Genomic DNA, 20,416 nt, shown 5'->3' on the forward strand with positions numbered 1-20,416 from the left:
TCTGACTGGGTTATGGCCCCATCAGAAATGAAAAAATTTTGCATCCTGCTTATTAATAAGGGAATCAATCCACAAATATAATTTTTAAGAATTTCAAATTCTAATTGAAAAATTGCATAAACTATCTAAAACCTTTTTCCTATTTACATTATACACGCTGTAAATAATAATAATAATCAATATCGACGATAATGATTATTATTATTATTAAGGAGGGTTTTGTATGGTGATTAAATTTTTAAGGGAACATCTTTATGCTTCGTATGGGTTAACTGTTTTGCGTTTGTATTTAGGATGGACCTGGTTACAAGCTGGTTGGGGGAAAATTGCGGGAGGAAGTTTTGATGCAAGTGGTTTTCTGAAAGTAGCTCTTAAAAAGGCAAGTGGTGACCATCCGGCTGTTCAAGGTTGGTGGGCAGACTTTATCCATGGGTTCGCGCTTCCAAATGTAGGGATTTTCAATGTGTTAGTTCCCTGGGGAGAATTTCTGGCAGGACTTGGACTTATTTTAGGTGTGTTTACTACGTTTACTGTATTGATGGGACTTAGTATGAATTTTTCCTATCTGCTTTCAGGAACAACAAGTACAAATCCACAAATGATCTTAATGGGCCTCTTTATCCTTGTTGCCGGATTAAATGCAGGGAAATTTGGTTTAGATCGATGGGTAGTTCCATTTGTAAGAAAACAACTATTTAAAAAAGAGGAGCAAGAAATTCTTCCGCAAAGTGCGTAACCGATCTTTAACAGGCTACATAATTATTTTTTTAGTTAGGGCATTCCTCCTCTTCTTAGGCATGAAGGGGAGGAATGTTTTTATTACTTTATTACAGAATGTATTTGTTCAAGAAGTCTTTTTTCTAATTCGGTTAGTATTTCTTTTCCTTGCTCAGCACTTAATAATTCTAAATCAATAGCAAAGTCAACAATACGTGATAATCCAAAAATTTGAGTATCGAGAACTTCTTCATAAACGGGGCATACTGGATTATTCAAACTGTTTTTCTGTACCTGAATCAAGCGCTCAATCTTTTCTACTTCAATGCTTATTAACTGCAGTGCACGCTGTTTCATATCCACGACTCAGACTCCCTTTCATAGCGAGTGATTTAGCCACATAAATTATTTAATTATAGCTTGACAGGCTAACCGATATCCTTCTGTTAAAAACCTATTTAACTTTTGCTGTTCTATCTGGTTTGGCGGAAGTAAAAGGGAAGTACCTTTTGTCACCTGAACTGTACAACGGCCACAGGTACCTTTCCGGCATTTGAAATCCAAAAATCCCCCCTGTTGTAGAGCTGCTTCTAACAGTATTTGACCGATAATAGGATCCACTTCAAATTTTGATTGATTTTGCTGCAAGTGGATTTTGGTTTGATGAATGGATTCCTTCCTTGCAGAAATTATTTGTTGTTTTTTGGTGAGTAAGGAACCTACTGTTAACGCCCGGCGTTTCAAAATATCTCTCCTTCCTTTATTCTCGTTATATTGATTTTAACACAATTTAATTAGGAATAATTATCATTATTGACGCGATGCTTATTTCTTGGTACACTGACATTGAAAATCGATATCACTAATCAATATACTTTTGATCAACAGGAGGGAACAGTAGTGGAGTATGTGGTGAATGGATTGGCCGATATTTATACCGTTTTGTCCAATGAAAGACGAGTGGGTGGGGTCATTGAGACAGGATACATTCAACTACGAGATGGACAGCATTTCCCTTGTTCTGTGATCACGAGTATTGAACGGATAGGTGCTGCTAATTATTATGTCGGTTTTATTACAGAGGAGGGAAAACGATTCCTCTCCCATATTGATGAGATTACTCTTATTTCACAGCCTGTTCATAAGCGCATTTGTCAGATGTCGAATGGAATGTATAAACAGATGAAAATTGATGAGAAACTAAAATACTTAAAAAAGCTGTGCCAGATAAATGAGGGGAGCCGTACACCTGTATTTGAGAAAGAAGTAAAACAAATCGCAGAGGATATCGGAATGGATGCGGCTGGTGCTGAACTTGATCTCTCCTTTATCGAATATAGCAGCGAGAATGAACGAAAGATAAACCGGAAAAGAATCGCATAGATGGAATAGAAAAGGCACCTTTCGCAGGTGCCTTTTTCCTTTGTTTTTATGCATCTGGATCTTCTAACGTACAAATCGCGCTGGGGCGTTTGATACGAAGGACGAGCGCCTCGTATACCCGGAAAAGGTAGTTCATGTGCTCGGTGTCGAGGTAAGCCGTATAGAAATCTTCGGCGATCGCCAGATCTAAATTGTGCTGCCCTGTAGACACGATAACACCAGCTTTTCCTTTGAACGCTGGAGACTGGAATACACCATCAGTCACCAGTTCACGGACGTGTTCAATTTCTAACACATTGGTTCCTTCGTGAACGCGGTGGAGGAGAGAATACAGTTGAGGAGATACAACCATGGCATACGGCCCGGTGTGGTTCATCTGCTGTAGTTTATTGGTAGCTTCCACCACATCTTCGAAAGCTTTCCCGGATCGCATCCAGTCGCTCCGGATGTGGGTCAGACGTCCTTTCACGTTCATTAACCCTGGTAGCTCGAATTCAGAAGATCCGTTGAAAATGAGCTCATCCTCCAAACGGGCACACTGGATCGCGGCGTTAGCCGCCGGGCTCATATCAATAGGAATCCCGAGTGTCTTCGCTTGTTCCAGGTCACGCCAGTAAAGGATAAAGTCCTTATATAACAAGGGAATCGTCAGATTGGTTCGCCGGGTCGGCTGCGACATTTCAAGCGATTCTCCCCGGAGGCTAATCCCTCCACCCTGGGGTTCTTCAAAGACATCGTTAGTAACGCTTTGGATTCCTTCACCTAAGGGACCGTAAATATCAATAAAACGACGGCCGATGAGTTGTCTTCTGGCCGCTTCGATTACCGTTTCATCCATTCGATTCCATTCCTGTTCATTTAGAGGGGAATCAGGGAATCTTCTTTGCTTTTCCATATATATGAACCTCCTTATTTTTTGTATTAACGGGCGGATTTAAGGCTTCCTACGCTTAACCCCTTGCGGGTAGGTGTGGAAAGTGCTGCGCTTACGGGTGAAGCAATGACTGGAGTATGCTCAGTGTGTGCAGAGTCATGTGCGGCTGTTGTTACGTCGTGCTGCTCCGACCCCTTACCGGTTTCCGAATTAACAGCAGGTGGAAAGCTCTCATTTATAAGGGAGAGGGTATCTTTTACTAACAGGTAATCTGCTTTTGTCTGCTGTAGCATGGATGTTAACATTCGGGTATGCTCTTCATCTTTAAAATGATACATCGCTAAATCCAAATGTTCTAAAAAGTTATGCAGTCCAAATTTCTCCAGGTTAATGTCCTGGAGAAGATGAATAAATCCTTGATTTGTGATGTTGGTCGTTTGTTCGTTCTCTAAGAAGTGGGATAATGCAGGAATCAACTGGTGGAGTCTTTCCAATCGTTGTTCTTCTTCTTCGTAGATGTGGTGGAAATAAAGCCGTTCATGTTCATCCTGAGCTTGAGTGATCGTGGGGGAAAGCATGTCCATGAAAACAGTAATGCTGTTTCTGGTGCGCTCAAATATAGGATGAAGCTGAGATAAATGTTCGATCATAATTATATTTCCCCTCCTTTTTCAACAGATAACTATGTAATTCTTGTGATGATTGACTTGTTTATTTTGTTGTTTTTTGGTTTATGTAAGTAAGATTCCCACTCATCATTCTATATAAACTGATTACCATGGTAGAACCTGAAAAGATATAAATTGATATTGATAATCTTTATCAATTATAATATAATGAAAAAAACAAAGGGAAAGATGCGATAGGGAGGGTTATGTAAAAGCCCGGATACCTTACGAACGTATTGAACCAGTTATCGAAAAATTCAAGGAACTCGACGGATTAATGGATGCAAGAGTAGACGATTTCTCCAGTATGATTCAGCTTTCTTTGCCATTTGGATTTTTGTTTGAACTGCCGCTCATCTTCTTGTACGAAATGAGTGTCGGATTATCCCGGCTTATCTATCGTAAAAAATCTGGGGAAGAGGCCGAATCTTCTATTCCGGTTTAGCGAAGAATTGTGCATAGGTAAACGAAATATGAATAGTATAGTGATGGATAGTCCTCAGGGATTATCCTTTTTTGTTACTACACTTTAAAAGTGTGGTAAGGATTTATATGGAAAAAGATGTAGGCTGGCATGAGAACTAAAAATGAATAAACGGAAATAAAAAGGAGGAGAAAAAAATGGACCTGCAAAAAGAGCATTATGAAATGGAAGATAACTATACGTACAATGTAGGCAACCATGTTTACGTTATTACGGAAGCGCTTTCGTCGATATCTCAGCCTGAAGAGTGACGCTACACCGCCAACAAAGAAAGCCCCTGCTGGTACCTGCAGGGGCTTTTGTAATAAAAAGAACAGCACAAAAACAGAAAAACAGTGGTAAATATTAACCATATATACTGTGAGAAAATATGATTCTAATATATAATGTCTATAAACAAAGGAACTTTTGTCATAGCCAGATGATTCCGCAGAAAGGCGGGGAAGACAGATGTGGGAACTGTTTGCGCTGTACAAATTAAATTACGCATTTGTTTTTCTGGCGGTGTTGCTTTCAATCGCTTCTTGCTATGAAGAAAGCTATGAGGGGTATGCTTTCCAGTAAAGAAAGAAGGCAGATTGCGCACATGTCGCAGTCTGCCTTCTTTGCCGCCGGGTTTAAGATTGCTGCTGGAGCTCTTTCTCCAGCACGTACCGGTTGTCTTTATGTTCTTCGCATTCTTTGGAGCAAGAGCGCTTATGTTTATCTTCACATTCTGTACAGCAGAAGTGCTGGACATTGCACCATGGATTAGCACAGTTTACATACCGGTCCTCCGGTTTGCCGCAATGATGGCATTTTGAAATGATGACGTCTTCCTCCGTACGATTTACCGGAACGGAAATCCTCTCATCAAATACATACAGTTTCCCATCAAAAAGACGGCCCTGGACTTCGGGATCTTTTCCATACGTAACAACACCGCCCTCCAACTGTGACACGTCCTTAAATCCTTCTTTAATGAGGAACCCGGACAGTTTCTCACAGCGGATACCGCCGGTGCAGTAGGTTAAGACCTTTTTATCTTTAAACTGGCTTAAATTTTCCCGAATCCACTCAGGGAATTCACGGGATGTTTTTACGCCGGGACGGATGGCGTTCCGGAAATGGCCGAGCTCATATTCATAGTCATTTCGGCCGTCGATAACGATGACATCCTCGTCTTGGAGCTGTTCATAAAACTCTTTTGGACTGAGATGTTTACCGGTAGTTTCGTTCGGATTTACGTCTTCTTCAAAACGCCAGGTAACGATTTCGTCTTTGGCGCGGACAAAAATCTTCTTAAAGGCAGGCTCGTCTGCTTCGTCAATTTTGAAGAACATATCAGCAAAGCGGGGGTCCTTGCGAAGTTCATCCATATAACGGTCCGTCTGTTCAGGCGTACCGGAAAGCGTTCCGTTAATGCCTTCCTCCGCGACAATAATGCGTCCTTTTACACCAAGCTCTTTACAGAAAGCAAGGTGTTCTTCGGAAAATTGAACAGGATCTTCGATATGGACATACTTGTAATATAATAAAACACGATATGGTTTATGATTTTCCATCGTGAGAATACCACCTAACTATTTATAAAGTAGGCAAATTTTTATGGTATAATATGACCAAAGAAATTTGCATTAAATACATAAGCAAGTTATAAATGTGCTTTACAATACTATAATGTACCATATTTATGATTACTTATGGAAGTGGTGATTGCAAGAAATGTCAACTTTATTTGGCACTTTTATTATTTTATGGACGGTTGTTCTCGTTTTGCTGCTTACGATCGGTGGTTTTTTTATGTTCCGCAAATTTTTAAAATCCATGCCCAAACAGGACGGAATGTCTGAACTCGACTGGCAGGATTATTATATTGATAAAACGAAAAAGATGTGGACGGAAGAGACAAGAGAGCTCCTTAATGATCTGGTAAAGCCGGTGCCGGAATTGTTCCGGGATGTAGCCAGACGCAGCATCGCTGCGAAAATCGGGAAGCTCGCTCTGGAGGAAGGGGCGGGCGAAATAAGCCAGGACCTTGTGGTGAAGGGGTACATTATGGCAACGCCGGCCCGGGACCATAAATTCCTTGTGGCCCACTTAAAGGAAAAGCAGATTGATTTTTCACCGTATGAGCAGCATTTGAAAATAAAAGCCGAATAGATTGCTCCGCCATACTATCTGAATGGAGAGGATCGACATCGAATTTGTCTTTATTCTGATTTACTTTGTCATTGTTGGACTTGTCATCGAAATCTCCACGGTTCTGCTCAGGCTGACGGGGCTGGAAAAAGAGATTGCGCGCTTCCAGGCGATTTCCATGCTGACCGGAACGGGATTCACGACGGTCGAGTCCGAATTGATTGCCCGCCATCCGGTGAGAAGAAAGCTCGCAACGTTTCTCATTCTGTTCGGCGCTTTCTCCCTGGCTGTCATTATTTCCTCTATGAGTACGATTCTCGCAAAGCATTCAGGCATTCCCCAGTTAAGTATTATTGGTATCGTCCTTCTTGTTTCGCTTTTTGTTATGAAATCAAAAGCTGTGCAGGAAAGGCTGGAAAGAAAAATGCATACCCATATGGAAAAGGTCAATCTAACCCATGAGCTTCCTGTGGAAGACGTTCTCCTTATGGCGGAAGACGACCTGCTGACAGATGTCCACATTTTTCAGGATTCCGGTTTTGTAGGAAAACGCGTAAAAGAGTGCCTGCGTGAGGGCAAGGATTTAAACATTCTCTTGGTAAAAAGAGGGGATGAAATCCTGCGGGAAAATTTGTTGAAAGCGGAAGTGCAGGAAGGGGATGTTCTGCTCGTATACGGCAAGAAGGACGTAATTGAAGAAGTATTTGCGGACGAACTGGATCGGACGAACAAAATGGCCGAGGATGAGCAAAAGACCAATGAGGTTTTGTAACGATAACGAGACTCCTGCATATCTGGTTATTAAAAAAAGAGTGCAATCCAGCACGGTCTTCCGGTAATAGGAAGCGCGCAGATTGCACTTTCTTTCTGACTGTTTAGCAGCAGCGGGTTGTCTTTCCGCTGCCATATCGCTCGTAAAGAGCCTTTTCGAAAAATGCCTTTTCCGACAAAGGCTCCGTTTCTCCCTCGGGTGGAAAAGCGTGGCAGTAGTCAAGGTATCGCTCGTAGTCTGGAATGCCGAAAATCATCCGGAACCCGGAGCGTATTTTTCGGGCCAGTGAATGCTCTGCCGTAATATGGGCAAGCCGTTCGGACGACTGGGAAGTGTGCGATGTGCAGCAATGCTGTGCCATTCCTCCCCCTCCTTTCCTTTATGCACTATGCGAATGATTACCAGTGTATTCTGTCGGGTCGCCTTTTGACTGAATGTACGGTGACTCCTGCAGGGAACCACGATACGTACCGCGGATGATGCTGGTCCAGACACGAATGCAATCAAGCAGCAAAGCAATTACGATGGCGGCAAAAATCGCTGTCATGACAGCATCGACCCTGTCGTTGAAAATCATCTGCTTTGCCGCTTCAACTGTCTTGACACCTTTTGGAAGCTTTCCTGTGGCAATCATTTCCGAGAATTTCGCTGCATGGGACAGGAACCCGACTGCCGGATTCGAACTGAACAGCTTTTGCCACGCTGCGCTCATCGTAACGATGGTGAGCCAGGCAAGCGGCACAAGGGTAACCCAGGCGTATTTGCGTTTGCCCATTTTAAGAATAATCGTTGTTCCAACCGCAAGAGCAATCGCTGCCAGCATCTGATTGGCAATTCCGAACAGTGGCCATAGTGTTTTAATCCCGCCCAGCGGGTCGATAACCCCGGCGTACAGGAAGTATCCCCAGGCGAGACTGATGACCGCGCTGGAAAATAAATTCCCGGGAAGCCATGTTGTGTCCCTGAACCTGGGCGCGAAATTACCGACTAATTCACTAACCATGAAGCGGCCTACGCGTGTACCGGCGTCAACCGTCGTTAAGATGAACAGGGCTTCAAAAAGAATAGCAAAATGATACCAGAAGGCCATAAATGCTTTTCCGCCGACAAGGGTAGAGAAAATCACAGACATCCCAACCGCCAGCGAAGGGGCACCGCCCGTTCTGGATAGAATCGACTTCTCTCCTACATCATTCGCAAGCTGGGTTAAATCCGCTGCACTGACGGTAAAGCCCCATTCTGTAATGGTTTTTGCCGCGGTAGCCACGTCAGTTCCGATTGCCGCCGCCGGGCTGTTGATGGCGAAATAGGTGCCAGGCGTCAGGACGCAGGCTGCAATGATAGCCATGATAGCAACGAATGACTCCATAATCATCCCGCCGTACCCAATTACCCGGCTGTGGCTTTCCTTTGCCACAAGCTTAGGTGTTGTACCGCTTGATATGAGGGCGTGGAAGCCGGAAATCGAACCACAGGCAATCGTGATAAACAGGAACGGGAAGAGGTTTCCTGTAAATACAGGCCCTGTACCGTCGATAAATTTTGTTAGCGCAGGCATATGCAGGGTAGGCAATGTTAGAACAATTCCTACCGCGAGCAGCCCAATCGTTCCAACTTTTAAGAAGGAACTGAGATAATCGCGTGGTGCCAGCAGCATCCATACAGGAAGAACGGATGCGATAAAGCCATAAATAATCATCATAATCGCCAGGGCTTCCGGCGAAAACGTAAACATTGGAGCGAGCGTTGGTGACGCTGCCACCCCCTGCCCGCCGGCAAGAGCGAGCATCATGAGTACGAAACCAATGATAGATGCTTCTCCAACCCGGCCCGGTCTGATATAGCGCATATAGAATCCCATGAACAGGGCGATTGGGATCGTCATGGCAATTGTAAACGTACCCCATGGGCTATCCGCGAGGGCATTTACAACAACGAGGGCAAGCACGGCAATTAAAATAATCATAATAGCAATAATACCAACCGCTGCCAGAAGCCCGCCAACCGGGCCAATTTCATCCTTTGCTATCTGGCCAAGGCTTTTCCCGTTACGGCGAATGGAGCCGATTAAAATGATAAAGTCCTGAACGGCACCGGCAAGGATAACACCGACAACGATCCAGATCGTTCCCGGAAGATAGCCCATCTGTGCGGCAAGAGTCGGCCCGACAAGAGGCCCGGCCCCTGCAATGGCCGCAAAATGGTGTCCGAATACAACCCATTTATTCGTTGGGATGTAATCTTTTCCGTCATTATTTACTTCTGCGGGTGTTGCGCGGTTGTCATCCAACTGAAAAATTTTATGAGCAATAAAACGGCTGTAAAAACGGTAGGCAACCGCATAGCTGGCGAGTGCGGCAAAGAGAAGCCAGGCGGCATTAATCTCTTCTCCGCGTACAAGAGCAACCCATCCCCAGGCCACGGCACCGACAATCGAGATGCCTGCCCATATAAGAATGGAAAGCAAACGGCTTTTCATCGAAAAATCCCCCTTTTTAAAAAATTCCAACGAATTGGTATTATCAATCATAAGGGAGAACGCTTTCAATGCCTATTGTTTTTACATAAGCTGTAGTAAACAATGCATGAGTAGTAAAAAACAGAGCGTGAAATGTATAGGATATGGATTAAAAACCGAGCCGGGTTTTAAGCTCTTTCACAAGCGAACGGCTGACAGGCAGCACCGTTTCTTCTATATCGTCCATCTTCACCTGCACCGTTCCTTTAAACCAGGGGATGAACTCTTTTATTGCATGCAAGTTTACAATATAGGCCCGGTGGATGCGGCAAAAGCTGATTTCCGGCAATCTTCTTTCAAGTTCCTGCAGGCTGAATGAGGCCGGGAAATTCGCCGTCTTCGTATAAATCCGGGTATGCCGGCCTTCTACTGCAGTATAAACGATCGAATCGACATCGACAAAAGCGATGCTGTTTGCTTTTTCTACAGGGATGCGTGTCGACGTCTGGCTTTTTGCGGCCGGCTGCAGCGTATCGACAATCTGGCGCAGGGTGGATTCGATTCCTGCCTCTTTTAGAGGAGAAGGCTCTTTTTGAAGCCTCCTGCGCAGACGGCTGATTGTTTTCTCGATGCGGTCCGTGCTGAAAGGCTTAAGAATGTAATCAGCTGCTTCCGTTTCAAACGCTTTAATCGCGTACTCGTCATAAGCGGTGGCGTAAACAATGACAGGCTGTGAGCCGGACTGTTCCAATGCCTGTGCCGCCTGAATACCGTCCATGTCATGGAGGTGAATATCCAGGAAGACGACATCAGGGGAAAGTTCGTGTACCATATGGATGGCTTCTTCCCCGCTGGACGCTTCAGCAATAACGGAAATATCGGGGTGCTGCTCCAATAAATAGCGAAGCTCCGAGCGCGCCGGTGCTTCGTCATCAACAATTAACGTGCGAATCATGAAACTTTCCTCTCTTCCCAGGGGACTGTAATCGTGCATAGCGTTCCGCTGCCCGGATCGCTTTCGATCGTAACGTTATGCGGTTCACCATATAAGGAATGGAGCCGGCCCCGTACATTTTGCAGCCCAATCCCGGACAGTTTTTCTGGTTCCCATTCTGTAAATCCAACGCCATTGTCTTTCACTTGAATCGAAAGAATCGTATTTTCCCTGCGGATTGTAATGAGTATTGTCCCTCCGGTTTTCTTCGGGAGCAATCCGTGCTTCACTGCGTTTTCAACGAGCGGCTGTAGGATGAGCGAAGGGATGGGGTGGTGCAGTGTTTCTGCTGCAACGTCCATATGCACCTTCAGCTTGTCTCCGAATCGTGCTTTTTCGATTTCCAGGTAGGCTTCGACGTGGCTGATTTCTTCACGCACAGTTACCATTTGCCCTCCATGGTGGAGGTTTCTCCGGAAGAATTCGCTTAGTTTAACGATAAGCTGCCGTGCCGTTTCCGGCTTTGTCCGGATGAAGGATGAAATCGTATTGAGTGCATTGAAGAGGAAGTGAGGATTAATTTGGGCGTGCAGGGCCCTGATCTCCGCATCGGCGAGCAGAGCCGCCTGCTTCTCAAGGTCGGCGATTTCAAGCTGGGTGGAGAATAGCTGTGCCAGCCCGCGGGCAAGTTCCCAATCGACGACTGAGACTTCTCTTTCCCTCTTGAAATAGAGCTTCAGCGTTCCAACGACTGTATCCTTTTTCTTTAGTGGAACGATAATGGCGGATTGGAGAGGGCAATCCGCCCGGCTGCATCCAATTTCCTCTTTGTTACGTGCCCAAAGGATCGCATGGTTCCGCAATACCTCCTGCGTAGCTTCCGTTTGTAATGCTGTCCCCTTGCGGTGGTGGGAATCTCCGACTCCGATGTGGGCCAGTATTTTTTCTCTGTCCGTTATCGCAACGGCGGCGGCTTCCGTCATTTTATAAATAACAGTGGCGGTTTGCTCGGCCGAGGATTTATCGAGGCCCTTTCGTAAAATCGGCAGGGTAATATCGGCGATTTGGAGCGCGCGTTGAGCCTGTGCTGAGCCGATTCGTTCTTCTTCAAGTTTTGCGACCTGGACAATCATCATGAACAGCGCGATAGCTGAGGCGTTGACCAACATCATCGGGAGTGCAATAATTTCTACAAGATGGAGTGCTTCCGAATAAGGGCGCGCAATGGCAAGAATGAGGAGCATTTGCACAGCTTCCGCAATAAATCCGGCGATCCAGGCAACGAACCAGTGCATCTCCTTCTGGTGATAACGCAAATATACAAGGCCTGCGATGAGGCCTTCGGCGGTTGTTGATACCGCACAGGCTGTGTCGGTAAATCCACCGAGAGAATACCGGTGAAGCCCTGCGAGAAGGCCGCAGATTGTACCGACGAGCGGGCCGCCCAGCAGGCCGCCCATGACCGGGCCGATTACTCTCGAATTCGCCAGAGCGCCCTCGATGGGAATAGCCGCATACGTTCCGAGAATTCCGATAATCGTGCAGACAATGATGGTAATGATTTTATCTCTTGTTCCTTCTTTTCTTTGCAGCATCCTGCGAAAGAAGCGAAAGCGGGACAGGAAGAAAGCCAAAACAACCAGAATCGCAGCCCTCTCCGCCATGTAAAGGAACAGCGGGTGTATCGTTACCATAACGCTCCTCCCTCCATATAGGATGTTTCTAAGAAAATTATATCACCGGTCCAGGCTGCGTCAATTTTGGAAAAAAACAACGGTAAGGAGCTGAATTTATGAAAAATCTCACAATGAGCACCGACTTATATCAGATTAATATGCTGTATGCTTACTACAAACAGGGGATGGCCGACCGGCGTGTTGTGTTTGACATGTATTTTCGAAAATCCCCCTGCAGCGGCGGGTATGCGATTTTTGCGGGACTTGAGCAGGTGGTTGAATATGTTGCGTCCCTGCACTTTACAGAAGAGGATCTTGCGTATTTGCGAAGCGTTTACCCGTATGAGGAAGAATTCCTTATGAGGTTAAAAAACCTTACATTTACAGGCAGCATAGCGTCGATGAAGGAAGGGACGGTCGTGTTTCCAGGCGAACCGCTGATTAGGGTGGAAGCACCTATCATTGAAGCCCAATTGATTGAAACGGCTATTCTTACCATCATAAACCACCAGACGCTCATTGCGACAAAGGCGGCGAGAATTGTCGGAGAAGCTAAAGGAGATACCGTGCTCGAATTCGGGCTCAGGAGGGCGCAGGGGGCGGATGCCGGTTACTATGGAGCCCGTGCTGCCTATATCGGCGGGGTGCACGCTACGTCGAACATAATGGCGGGACGCGATTTTGGCATTCCGGTAAAAGGAACGCATGCGCACAGCTTCGTGCAAATGTTTGAGCATGAGGCAGAAGCTTTTATGACTTATGCGGATGCTTTTCCCGATGAAACCGTTTTACTTGTGGATACATATGATACGCTGCGTGTTGGCATTCCGCATGCAATTAAAGTCGGCCTTGCCCTAAAAGAAAAAGGCAAAAGGCTGCTCGGCGTCCGGCTTGATTCCGGCGATCTTGCCTACCTGTCTAAGGAGGCGCGTGTGATGCTGGATGAGGCAGGTCTTGAAGACGTGCCGATTGTCGCCTCAGGCGACCTGGATGAGCGGCTGATTCAGGACTTGAAGAACCAGGGGGCAAAAATCAATGTATGGGGTGTTGGAACGAATCTCATTACTTCCTACGATTGCCCCGCGCTTGGCGGCGTATATAAGCTGGCTGCTTCTGAGGAGGATGGGGAATGGGTCCCGCGCTTGAAAGTATCGGAAAATCCGGCGAAGATTACGAATCCCGGCTATAAAAAGGTACTCCGGTTCTATGATGGGAAAAGCGGACAGGCCCTCGCTGATTTGATTGCGCTGGAGGGAGAGGAAATTCCGCTCGACCAAATTACCTTGTTTGATCCGCTCTTTCCGCATAAGCGGAAGACAATCCGGAATTACCGTATCGAAAATCTTTTGCATCCTGTTATTTTGAAGGGTGTTCGTCAGGGACGGCCCCCTGCGCTTGAAGAAATTCGAACGTACTCACAGCAACAGCTTTCCCGGGTATCCCCCGAAATCCGCAGGCTTACAAACCCGCATGGATATCACGTAGATTTGAGCGAGGAATTGTGGAAGCTGAAGCAGGAACTGATTCACAAAAATAGGGCGTAAGAATTCCCTTTACAGATCGAAACCTTTTTCTTCCTCTCACGTATATACAGTTGTAAAATCTAGGAAATGAATTACGAAGGGAGAGGGCAATAAATGAAGAAGGCAAACATAGCGGCGGCAGGAATGTTGAGCGTTGCGATGCTAATGGGGACACCGGCGGTTCATGCGCTGGCAGCAAAAAGCGCGGTTGCAGTAGTTCCTCAAAGCCAGCAGGTCACGCGCGGAGAATTCTTTAAACTGGTGGGAGATGCCATTGAACTTCCTGCTGTGAGCGCCAAAGGTACATACAAGGACGTAGCGCCAGGCCATCCGCTCTACAGCACGGTAAATAAGCTGTACGGGAACCATATTATTAGCGGATATGCAGACCACACCATCCGGCTGAACCAATCAATTACGGAAGCGGAAGCTCTCTCTATTATCGGACGGGCGCTCGGCATGCCGCAGCAGCCGGTGCCGTCAGGCTCTTCCTCCCTTTCGTCCAAGCACTGGGCGTACAGCCTATCCACATGGTTTAATGCCGCCCATTTTGCTTACGACTGGAAGCAATCCGCGAACAAGCTGACGAAGCAGAAAGCGGAAGGGTTTGTTCGGACGCTTCTTTCCACCGGAAAGGATGCGGAAAATCTGCTGAAGGAAAACCAGCAGAAGCAGCAGGGCATAAAGTCGTTCCGCATGGCCGGTGACATGCACATGAGCATGGTGTTAGATAAAAAGGTGCTTGCCTCCATGACGCCTGCGGAGAGAAAGCAAGCAGAAGTGGGAGCTGCCGGAATGACCGTGCAGACAAAGGCTGAATTCTCACTGCCTGACGGCATCCATATGACTTCAAGTATGAAAGCTTCCGGCGATGCTAACATTCCTGGGGATATGCCAATGGATCAGTATATCATTGGAAAAGATATGTACGTGAAAGTACCGGGAGATAAAGACAATCCATCCGGCTGGATGAAAATGGAGAACGCATTCCCATTCAGTATGGAACAAATGATGAAACAGCAAACCCAATCCATTCCGCCGCAATTGGCGAAAAAGCTGTTTTACCGAAGCCTTGGAGGAAACCAGCTTGCTTTCCAGGGCCGGATTGATAAACTGTCGGAGATGACTGGCATGCTTCAGAACATGCAGGGAATGGATGATATGACGAAAGCGATCGAGCAAGCGGACAACAGCATCCAATCCATCTACATGCAGGGCGTCATCACGGTTGATCCGGCAACGAAGCTTACAAAGGCAAGTTCAATGCAAATCGTGCTTACATTCAAAGGAAACGCAGCACAGCAGGGAATGCCGTTTACCCAGATGATTATGAGCCAGAACATGTCATATAGCGATTTCGATGGCAAGATTGTCATCCAGCTTCCTGAAGAAGCAAAAAATGCAAAAGTGATGCCGGCACTGCCGACCGGTACCAATAAATAAATAAACGACAAGAGGAAAGAAGGCATGCCCGGTGGCATGCCTTTTTTGTCGATAAAGTATATGTTACTTTAAAGTCATAGAGAAAAAGACCGCAAGGTCAAAAACGTTAGAAAAAAGGAAGGGTAAGTGGAATGAACTTCCTTTTTTCTTGTTAAGATGACAGGATAAGGATATATATGGTATAGTAAATCGCGGAATTTAAGAGAAGCTTGTAAATATACAGCAATAGTGCTAAAGCAAACTACGTTTGGAGTGATCCCATGCTCTACTCTTTATTACTGCCGGACTTGCACGTTGAATCCGTATATGAGATTGATTTAGATGCACTGAAAAAACGGGGTGTCAAAGGGATTATTACCGACCTGGATAATACGCTGATCGAGTGGAACCGGCCCGATGCAACCCCTCAATTATTAAAGTGGATGAAGGAACTAAAGGAACGGGGATTTTCCGTCGTTATCGTCTCGAACAACAAGGGACCCGTGTATCGAAAGTTGCGGAACCCCTCGGTGTCCCCTTCATTCACCAGGCGAAGAAACCGACAGCATCGGCCTTCAAGAAGGCAACGCGCCGCATGGGCCTGCGGGTGGATGAAACGGTCGTTATCGGCGATCAATTGTTCACCGATGTTCTGGGCGGAAAACGGATGGGTTTTTATACGATTCTCGTTGTGCCTGTTGCCCAGAGTGATGGCTTTTTTACACGGTTCAACAGGCAGATGGAACGCATCGCACTTAATTGGATGAGGAAACGCGGCAAAATTCCGTGGGAGGACAAAAATGGATAAGAACGAAGCTGAAATTTATTGTGCCGGGTGCGGCACGGCAATACAGACAGAGGATAAAACAAAGGTAGGGTATGCCCCGCCGGCGGCGCTGGAAAGAGAGGCGGTTATTTGCCAGCGCTGTTACCGGATTAAGCACTATAATGAAGCGTCGACCGTCACGCTCGGTGATGATGAATTCGTCCGCATTCTTAACGGAATCGGCCATACAAAATCCCTGGTCGTAAAAGTTGTTGATATTTTTGATTTTAATGGCAGCTGGCTTCGTGGACTGCCCCGGTTCGTCGGCTCCAATCCGATCCTTCTCGTTGGAAATAAAGCTGATTTGCTTCCGAAGAACGTCAATCGGAACCGGCTTATTAACTGGATCCGCAAATCGGCTTCCGACCTTGGCTTAAAGCCCGTTGATGTTGTTTTAGTAAGCGCGAGAAACGGCGAGGGAATGGACAGACTCATTGAGGCGATGAACAAATACAGGCAGAAAAAAGACATTTATATCGTCGGAGTAACGAATGTCGGAAAATCATCGCTCATTAACCGATTGCTCAAACAGTTCGGAGAATCCGAGATGGAAATCACGACGTCCCAATTCCCCGGGACAACACTTGATGTCATTGAAATCCCGCTCGACGAAAAATCTTCACTGTATGATACACCCGGCATTGTAAACCGGGACCAGATTGTTCATCGTATCGCTCCGGACGAATTAAAGCTTGTTATGCCGGACAAGACGATAAAGCCGAAAGTATACCAGCTTCAATCCGGGCAGGCTTTGTTTATCGGGGGACTGGCACGGATCGACTTCGTCCGGGGCGATAGGCAGCCGTTCGTATTTTATGTATCCAATCATCTTAACATTCACCGTACAAAGCTTGAAAATGCGGATGAAATTTACGGGAAACACCTTGGGGAAATGCTTTCCCCGCCGGGAAAAGAAATGGCGGAAAGCATGGGAAAACTGGATACGTTTACTTTCAAAGTGCCGGAAGGGAAGTATGACCTGGTTATTTCCGGTCTCGGCTGGGTCGCTCTGCACGGCAGCGGCGCCAATGTGGCCGTCCACGTTCCAAAAGGGGTTGCGGCAAGCCTGCGTCCTTCCCTAATCTAACATGTGAGGAGATTGAATCTTGAATAGCCATACTGTTTTAACAGGCCTGTTCGGTCATCCGGTTGGCCATTCCTTGTCTCCCGTGATGCATAACCGGGCATTTAATGTTTGCGGGCTTAATTACCGGTATGCAGCATTTGATATCCAGCCGGAAAGAGTAGGATCTGCCGTTGACGCTATCCGGGCGCTTGGCATTCGGGGAGTCAATGTAACAGTGCCGCATAAAATCAGTGTCATCCCTTATCTGGATGAAATTGATGAAGAAGCGGCCCTGATAGGGGCTGTGAATACAATTGTAAACGAAAACGGACGCCTCGTGGGGTATAATACAGATGGGAGAGGCTACGTTCGTTCGCTTGTGGAGGAATCCGGGATCAATGTACGCAAGCAATCTGCCGTTATGATTGGCGCAGGAGGCGGTGCGCGCGGAGTAGCCGTGGCTCTTTTGCAGGCGGGGCTTCCTTCGCTTGTGATTGTAAATAGGTCAGTTGATAAGGCAAAGCAACTGGCTGAAGACATAAAACACGTGAACCCTTCTTCCGTTGTTCATACGGTGGTCCCTGGCGATATTCCTGACGTGATAAAGGAATCTACACTTCTTATTCAGACAACATCCGTAGGGATGCATCCGAACGTTTTGGAAACACCACTGGCCCCGGAACTACTGCATGAGGGAATGCTGGTCAGCGATTTAGTTTACAATCCGCTTCAAACAAAGCTGCTTCAGGAGGCGCATAACCGGGGGGCTAGAACGCATGGCGGTCTGGGTATGCTTATTTACCAGGGGGCATTAAGCTTTGAATATTGGACAGGAATAAAGGCTCCCGTCGATGAAATGCGGGCTGCCGCCATGAAGGAGCTTGAAAAACGAAGCTAGGGAATTTGCATATAGAACAAGGAGGGAATGATATGCTGACAGGTAAGCAGAAACGCCATTTGCGATCGCTCGCCCACCATTTGAATCCCATTTTTCAAGTGGGAAAAGGCGGCGTCAATGAAAATTTAATTAAGCAGGTAGAGGAAACTCTCGAAGTGCGCGAGCTTCTGAAAATATCGATTTTGAATAACTATGGGGGAGACAAACATGAGGTAGCGGAGGAAATTGCCGCGGGCGCGGGCGCCGAAATCGTCCAGATTATCGGAAATACAATCGTTCTTTACAAAGAATCAAAGGAAAAGAAAACGATTGAGCTTCCAAGATAAAGAACGGAAAAAAATCGGGATCTTCGGCGGCACATTCGACCCGGTGCATACGGTCCATCTTATTGTGGCTGAACAGGCACGCGAAGCGCTTGGACTAGACGAAGTATGGTTTATGCCTGCGCATATCCCTCCCCATAAGCTCGAAAAACACATTACGGCTGACTGCCATCGCCTGGCTATGCTGGAGAGGGCGATTCAAGGCAATGAGAACTTCTGCGCTACGGCGATTGAGCTTGACAAGAAGGATGATAAACCTTCGTATACATACGATACAATTCTGTCTCTCAAGGCGAAGCATCCTAATGTGGATTTTTATTTTATTATCGGCGGCGACATGGTTGAGTATTTGCCAAAGTGGCATAGAATAGAGGAGCTCGTGTCACTCGTTCAATTCGTGGCGCTGGCCCGTCCGGGTTACAGCATGCAAAACGAGTATACGGATCGTGTAATCGAAGTGGAAATGCCGCAGCTTGACGTTTCATCTACGATAATTCGGCATAAAGCTTTCTCGGGGGAGTCCATTCGATATTTGGTGCCCGAGTCGGTAAGACTATATATAGAGGAGAATGGATTGTATGAATCGTGAACAACTGCTTGCGGCAGTGAAGGAACAGATTACAAAGCACCGGTACGAGCATACGCTTGGTGTAATGGAAACCGCCTCCCGGCTCGCTGTAAAGTATGGTGTAAATGTGAAACAGGCGGAGACGGCCGCCATTCTCCACGATTATTGCAAGTTCTGGCCGGAAGATAAAATGCGTGAAATCATTGAGCGCACGCCTGCGATTCCGAAGGATTTACTTGAACACGACAAAGAACTGTGGCATGCCCATGTGGGGGCAGAAGTGGTCCGGCGGGATTTGGGCATTCAGGATAATGAAATTCTTGATGCGATACGGTACCATACATCGGGCCGGGAAAACATGGCTCCGCTTGAGAAGGTTGTATGCCTTGCGGATTATATCGAACCGGGCCGCCATTTTCCCGGAGTAGAGGAGCTGCGCGAATTGGCGGAGGAAGATATGGATCATGCGCTGGCAAGAGCGTTCGGGAACACGATTATTTTCCTTGTGAATCGGGAAAAGAAAGTATATCCGTTAACCGTTTTCGCTCGCAACTCCTTAGTTAAGCCGAAAAAGAAAAAGAACGTACAGGAGGAATAAACGCGAATATGACAGAACAGGAAATTGCTCAGCTGGCCGCTCAGGCAGCGGAAGATAAAAAGGCACACAATGTAATTATTCTTGATATTAACGGATTATCCGTCATTGCGGATTACTTCGTCATATGCCACGGAAATTCTGAAACGCAGGTGCAGGCGATTGTGGACAGCGTGAAAAAAGGCGTGGAAGAAGCAGGCATTACGGTAAGAGGGCGCGAGGGGTATGACGAGGCGCGCTGGGTTTTAATTGACCTGGGGGACGTGGTTGTCCACGTATTTCACAAGGACGAGCGAGAATTTTATAATATAGAAAGATTGTGGAAAGATGCCAGAACGGTTTCCGCCCACTAGTTACCACAGGCTGGCCGATGTATACGATCACCTGATGGCTGATGCCCCTTATGACCAGTGGATGCAGTTCGCCCTGCGGGCCTGGCGCCATACCGGTTCCGTGCCGAAGCGGGTGGCGGAGCTCGGTTGTGGAACCGGTTCGCTTACCCGCTATTTGCTTGAGCATAATCTTGCGGTGTGGGGGGTTGATCTCTCGCAAGAGATGCTTGAAGTGGCAAGCAGAAAACTGGCCCTTAGCCACCCGCAAGGAGAGGTGCGTCTGCTGCAGCAGGACATACGAAACCTTGAACTGGACGAGGAAATGGACAGCGTACTAAGCTTTTGTGACACGTTAAACTACATACCTGATGCTGAAGGGGTTCAGCAGGTGTTCGCACATGTGTATGGGGCATTAAAGCCAGGAGGAACATTTTTGTTTGACGTGCATACCCCTTACAAAATCGCAGAGGTTTTTGGGAACGAGTCGTTTAGCTACCAGGATGAACAGGTTGCTTACATCTGGGAGAGCACGTACGATGCAAAGGAAGAGACGGTGGAACACAGCCTGTCGCTGTTTGTGCAGGAAGGGAACGGATTGTACCGCCGCTTTCATGAGCTTCACAGGCAGAGGGCTTATTCGATGGCACAGTTGGAAAAATGGCTGGAAGAAGCGGGTTTTTCCGTGTTGTCTGTTACTGAGGATTTCTCTACCCAGCCGATAACGGAGGAGAGCGAGCGGGCTTTTTTTGCCGCTCAAAAATGAACCCGGTACATAG

At 46.8% G+C, this 20,416-nt stretch carries 23 protein-coding genes and 1 pseudogene; 15 read left to right on the top strand and 9 right to left on the bottom strand.

Translation table 11 applies throughout. The features are described from left to right. The first annotated feature begins 223 nt into the window (after positions 1-223). Entirely contained in the window at positions 224-736 is a 513-nt protein-coding gene (locus tag MBEAL2_RS05715) for a DoxX family protein (protein ID WP_047151350.1), read from the top strand. Positions 737-819: 83 nt separating this feature from the next. On the opposite strand, the gene MBEAL2_RS05720 is transcribed toward MBEAL2_RS05715, so the two are convergent. Further along, entirely contained in the window at positions 820-1,074 is a 255-nt protein-coding gene (locus MBEAL2_RS05720; protein WP_047151451.1) for a DUF1507 family protein, read from the bottom strand. A 48-nt stretch (positions 1,075-1,122) separates the two neighbouring features. Then, the gene (locus tag MBEAL2_RS28935) at positions 1,123-1,461 is read right to left on the bottom strand and encodes a 2Fe-2S iron-sulfur cluster-binding protein (protein ID WP_161798175.1); all 339 of its coding nucleotides are present in this window, start codon (positions 1,459-1,461) and stop codon (positions 1,123-1,125) included. 156 nt (positions 1,462-1,617) lie between these two features. On the opposite strand from MBEAL2_RS28935, the gene MBEAL2_RS05730 reads away from it, so the two are divergent. After that, positions 1,618-2,100, top strand: coding sequence for a hypothetical protein (locus tag MBEAL2_RS05730; RefSeq protein ID WP_047151352.1), 483 nt, complete (start codon positions 1,618-1,620; stop codon positions 2,098-2,100). A gap of 46 nt (positions 2,101-2,146) precedes the next feature. Here MBEAL2_RS05730 and MBEAL2_RS05735 read toward each other — a convergent pair whose 3' ends face one another. Together MBEAL2_RS05735 and MBEAL2_RS05740 are read right to left on the bottom strand one after the other, a co-directional pair. After that, complete coding sequence (locus MBEAL2_RS05735; RefSeq protein WP_047151353.1) at positions 2,147-2,995, bottom strand: family 1 encapsulin nanocompartment shell protein; 849 nt, start codon at positions 2,993-2,995, stop codon at positions 2,147-2,149. Positions 2,996-3,021: 26 nt separating this feature from the next. Further along, positions 3,022-3,624 (bottom strand): IMEF encapsulin system ferritin-like cargo protein, encoded by a 603-nt coding sequence (locus MBEAL2_RS05740; RefSeq protein WP_047151354.1) that lies wholly within the window; start codon positions 3,622-3,624, stop codon positions 3,022-3,024. 295 nt (positions 3,625-3,919) lie between these two features. Here MBEAL2_RS05740 and MBEAL2_RS31645 point away from each other — a divergent pair, with 295 nt between their 5' ends. Next, positions 3,920-4,087: a hypothetical protein gene (locus tag MBEAL2_RS31645; RefSeq protein ID WP_161798176.1), complete on the top strand. Its 168-nt coding sequence runs from the start codon at positions 3,920-3,922 to the stop codon at positions 4,085-4,087. Positions 4,088-4,743: 656 nt separating this feature from the next. Here the strand turns inward: MBEAL2_RS31645 and trhO are convergent. Continuing rightward, positions 4,744-5,670 carry an oxygen-dependent tRNA uridine(34) hydroxylase TrhO gene (gene trhO / locus MBEAL2_RS05745; protein ID WP_047151355.1) on the bottom strand — a complete coding sequence of 309 codons (927 nt, stop codon included), beginning with the start codon at positions 5,668-5,670 and terminating at the stop codon, positions 4,744-4,746. A 160-nt stretch (positions 5,671-5,830) separates the two neighbouring features. Here trhO and MBEAL2_RS05750 point away from each other — a divergent pair, with 160 nt between their 5' ends. Then, on the top strand, positions 5,831-6,268 hold the full coding sequence (locus tag MBEAL2_RS05750; RefSeq protein ID WP_047151356.1) for a DUF2621 family protein: 438 nt from the start codon (positions 5,831-5,833) through the stop codon (positions 6,266-6,268). Positions 6,269-6,290: 22 nt separating this feature from the next. Then, the gene (locus tag MBEAL2_RS05755) at positions 6,291-7,019 is read left to right on the top strand and encodes a TrkA C-terminal domain-containing protein (RefSeq protein ID WP_047151357.1); all 729 of its coding nucleotides are present in this window, start codon (positions 6,291-6,293) and stop codon (positions 7,017-7,019) included. 103 nt (positions 7,020-7,122) lie between these two features. On the opposite strand, the gene MBEAL2_RS05760 is transcribed toward MBEAL2_RS05755, so the two are convergent. From MBEAL2_RS05760 to MBEAL2_RS05775, 4 genes are all read right to left on the bottom strand, one after another. Beyond that, positions 7,123-7,380: a CstA-like transporter-associated (seleno)protein gene (locus MBEAL2_RS05760; RefSeq protein ID WP_047151358.1), complete on the bottom strand. Its 258-nt coding sequence runs from the start codon at positions 7,378-7,380 to the stop codon at positions 7,123-7,125. A gap of 18 nt (positions 7,381-7,398) precedes the next feature. Beyond that, positions 7,399-9,498 carry a carbon starvation CstA family protein gene (locus tag MBEAL2_RS05765; RefSeq protein ID WP_047151359.1) on the bottom strand — a complete coding sequence of 700 codons (2,100 nt, stop codon included), beginning with the start codon at positions 9,496-9,498 and terminating at the stop codon, positions 7,399-7,401. Positions 9,499-9,646: 148 nt separating this feature from the next. After that, complete coding sequence (locus MBEAL2_RS05770) at positions 9,647-10,432, bottom strand: LytR/AlgR family response regulator transcription factor (protein WP_047151360.1); 786 nt, start codon at positions 10,430-10,432, stop codon at positions 9,647-9,649. After that, positions 10,429-12,105, bottom strand: a complete 1,677-nt coding sequence (locus tag MBEAL2_RS05775) for a sensor histidine kinase (RefSeq protein WP_047151361.1) — start codon at positions 12,103-12,105, stop codon at positions 10,429-10,431. The genes MBEAL2_RS05770 and MBEAL2_RS05775 overlap by 4 nt, the downstream gene beginning before the upstream one ends. Positions 12,106-12,203: 98 nt before the next feature. Between MBEAL2_RS05775 and MBEAL2_RS05780 the strand changes: the two genes are divergently transcribed. The 10 genes and pseudogenes from MBEAL2_RS05780 to MBEAL2_RS05825 all read left to right on the top strand — a co-directional run bounded on the left by MBEAL2_RS05780 (position 12,204) and on the right by MBEAL2_RS05825 (position 20,403). Then, positions 12,204-13,631, top strand: a complete 1,428-nt coding sequence (locus tag MBEAL2_RS05780) for a nicotinate phosphoribosyltransferase (protein WP_047151362.1) — start codon at positions 12,204-12,206, stop codon at positions 13,629-13,631. A 93-nt stretch (positions 13,632-13,724) separates the two neighbouring features. Continuing rightward, complete coding sequence (locus tag MBEAL2_RS05785) at positions 13,725-15,053, top strand: S-layer homology domain-containing protein (RefSeq protein ID WP_047151363.1); 1,329 nt, start codon at positions 13,725-13,727, stop codon at positions 15,051-15,053. A 260-nt stretch (positions 15,054-15,313) separates the two neighbouring features. After that, a pseudogene (locus MBEAL2_RS05790) lies at positions 15,314-15,840 on the top strand (YqeG family HAD IIIA-type phosphatase). Then, the gene (yqeH, locus tag MBEAL2_RS05795; RefSeq protein WP_047151364.1) at positions 15,833-16,945 is read left to right on the top strand and encodes a ribosome biogenesis GTPase YqeH; all 1,113 of its coding nucleotides are present in this window, start codon (positions 15,833-15,835) and stop codon (positions 16,943-16,945) included. Before MBEAL2_RS05790 ends, yqeH begins: the two are co-directional and overlap by 8 nt. Positions 16,946-16,961: 16 nt before the next feature. Next, positions 16,962-17,822, top strand: coding sequence for a shikimate dehydrogenase (locus MBEAL2_RS05800; RefSeq protein WP_047151365.1), 861 nt, complete (start codon positions 16,962-16,964; stop codon positions 17,820-17,822). A gap of 32 nt (positions 17,823-17,854) precedes the next feature. Then, positions 17,855-18,148 (top strand): ribosome assembly RNA-binding protein YhbY, encoded by a 294-nt coding sequence (gene yhbY / locus MBEAL2_RS05805; protein ID WP_047151366.1) that lies wholly within the window; start codon positions 17,855-17,857, stop codon positions 18,146-18,148. After that, positions 18,132-18,734 carry a nicotinate-nucleotide adenylyltransferase gene (locus MBEAL2_RS05810; RefSeq protein WP_047151367.1) on the top strand — a complete coding sequence of 201 codons (603 nt, stop codon included), beginning with the start codon at positions 18,132-18,134 and terminating at the stop codon, positions 18,732-18,734. The genes yhbY and MBEAL2_RS05810 overlap by 17 nt, the downstream gene beginning before the upstream one ends. Then, a complete protein-coding gene (gene yqeK, locus MBEAL2_RS05815) occupies positions 18,724-19,311 on the top strand; it encodes a bis(5'-nucleosyl)-tetraphosphatase (symmetrical) YqeK (RefSeq protein ID WP_047151368.1) in 588 nt (195 codons plus the stop codon). Before MBEAL2_RS05810 ends, yqeK begins: the two co-directional genes overlap by 11 nt. Before the next feature lie 8 nt (positions 19,312-19,319). Continuing rightward, entirely contained in the window at positions 19,320-19,661 is a 342-nt protein-coding gene (rsfS, locus tag MBEAL2_RS05820) for a ribosome silencing factor (RefSeq protein WP_047151369.1), read from the top strand. Then, positions 19,636-20,403, top strand: a complete 768-nt coding sequence (locus MBEAL2_RS05825; protein ID WP_047151370.1) for a class I SAM-dependent DNA methyltransferase — start codon at positions 19,636-19,638, stop codon at positions 20,401-20,403. Before rsfS ends, MBEAL2_RS05825 begins: the two co-directional genes overlap by 26 nt. Positions 20,404-20,416 lie beyond the last annotated feature (13 nt).

Source organism: Aneurinibacillus tyrosinisolvens, from assembly GCF_001015055.1.
Classification (GTDB): domain Bacteria; phylum Bacillota; class Bacilli; order Aneurinibacillales; family Aneurinibacillaceae; genus Aneurinibacillus_A; species Aneurinibacillus_A tyrosinisolvens.

Bases quoted from the DNA above. Each gene is read 5' to 3' on its own strand.
- MBEAL2_RS05715 (WP_047151350.1), top strand. From the start codon at position 224: ATGGTGATTAAATTTTTAAGGGAACATCTTTATGCTTCGTATGGGTTA.
- MBEAL2_RS05720 (WP_047151451.1), bottom strand. From the start codon at position 1,074: ATGAAACAGCGTGCACTGCAGTTAATAAGCATTGAAGTAGAAAAGATT.
- MBEAL2_RS05735 (WP_047151353.1), bottom strand. From the start codon at position 2,995: ATGGAAAAGCAAAGAAGATTCCCTGATTCCCCTCTAAATGAACAGGAA.
- MBEAL2_RS05740 (WP_047151354.1), bottom strand. From the start codon at position 3,624: ATGATCGAACATTTATCTCAGCTTCATCCTATATTTGAGCGCACCAGA.
- MBEAL2_RS31645 (WP_161798176.1), top strand. From the start codon at position 3,920: ATGGATGCAAGAGTAGACGATTTCTCCAGTATGATTCAGCTTTCTTTG.
- trhO (WP_047151355.1), bottom strand. From the start codon at position 5,670: ATGGAAAATCATAAACCATATCGTGTTTTATTATATTACAAGTATGTC.
- MBEAL2_RS05750 (WP_047151356.1), top strand. From the start codon at position 5,831: ATGTCAACTTTATTTGGCACTTTTATTATTTTATGGACGGTTGTTCTC.
- MBEAL2_RS05755 (WP_047151357.1), top strand. From the start codon at position 6,291: ATGGAGAGGATCGACATCGAATTTGTCTTTATTCTGATTTACTTTGTC.
- MBEAL2_RS05760 (WP_047151358.1), bottom strand. From the start codon at position 7,380: ATGGCACAGCATTGCTGCACATCGCACACTTCCCAGTCGTCCGAACGG.
- MBEAL2_RS05765 (WP_047151359.1), bottom strand. From the start codon at position 9,498: ATGAAAAGCCGTTTGCTTTCCATTCTTATATGGGCAGGCATCTCGATT.
- MBEAL2_RS05770 (WP_047151360.1), bottom strand. From the start codon at position 10,432: ATGATTCGCACGTTAATTGTTGATGACGAAGCACCGGCGCGCTCGGAG.
- MBEAL2_RS05775 (WP_047151361.1), bottom strand. From the start codon at position 12,105: ATGGTAACGATACACCCGCTGTTCCTTTACATGGCGGAGAGGGCTGCG.
- MBEAL2_RS05780 (WP_047151362.1), top strand. From the start codon at position 12,204: ATGAAAAATCTCACAATGAGCACCGACTTATATCAGATTAATATGCTG.
- MBEAL2_RS05785 (WP_047151363.1), top strand. From the start codon at position 13,725: ATGAAGAAGGCAAACATAGCGGCGGCAGGAATGTTGAGCGTTGCGATG.
- yqeH (WP_047151364.1), top strand. From the start codon at position 15,833: ATGGATAAGAACGAAGCTGAAATTTATTGTGCCGGGTGCGGCACGGCA.
- yhbY (WP_047151366.1), top strand. From the start codon at position 17,855: ATGCTGACAGGTAAGCAGAAACGCCATTTGCGATCGCTCGCCCACCAT.
- yqeK (WP_047151368.1), top strand. From the start codon at position 18,724: ATGAATCGTGAACAACTGCTTGCGGCAGTGAAGGAACAGATTACAAAG.
- rsfS (WP_047151369.1), top strand. From the start codon at position 19,320: ATGACAGAACAGGAAATTGCTCAGCTGGCCGCTCAGGCAGCGGAAGAT.
- MBEAL2_RS05825 (WP_047151370.1), top strand. From the start codon at position 19,636: ATGCCAGAACGGTTTCCGCCCACTAGTTACCACAGGCTGGCCGATGTA.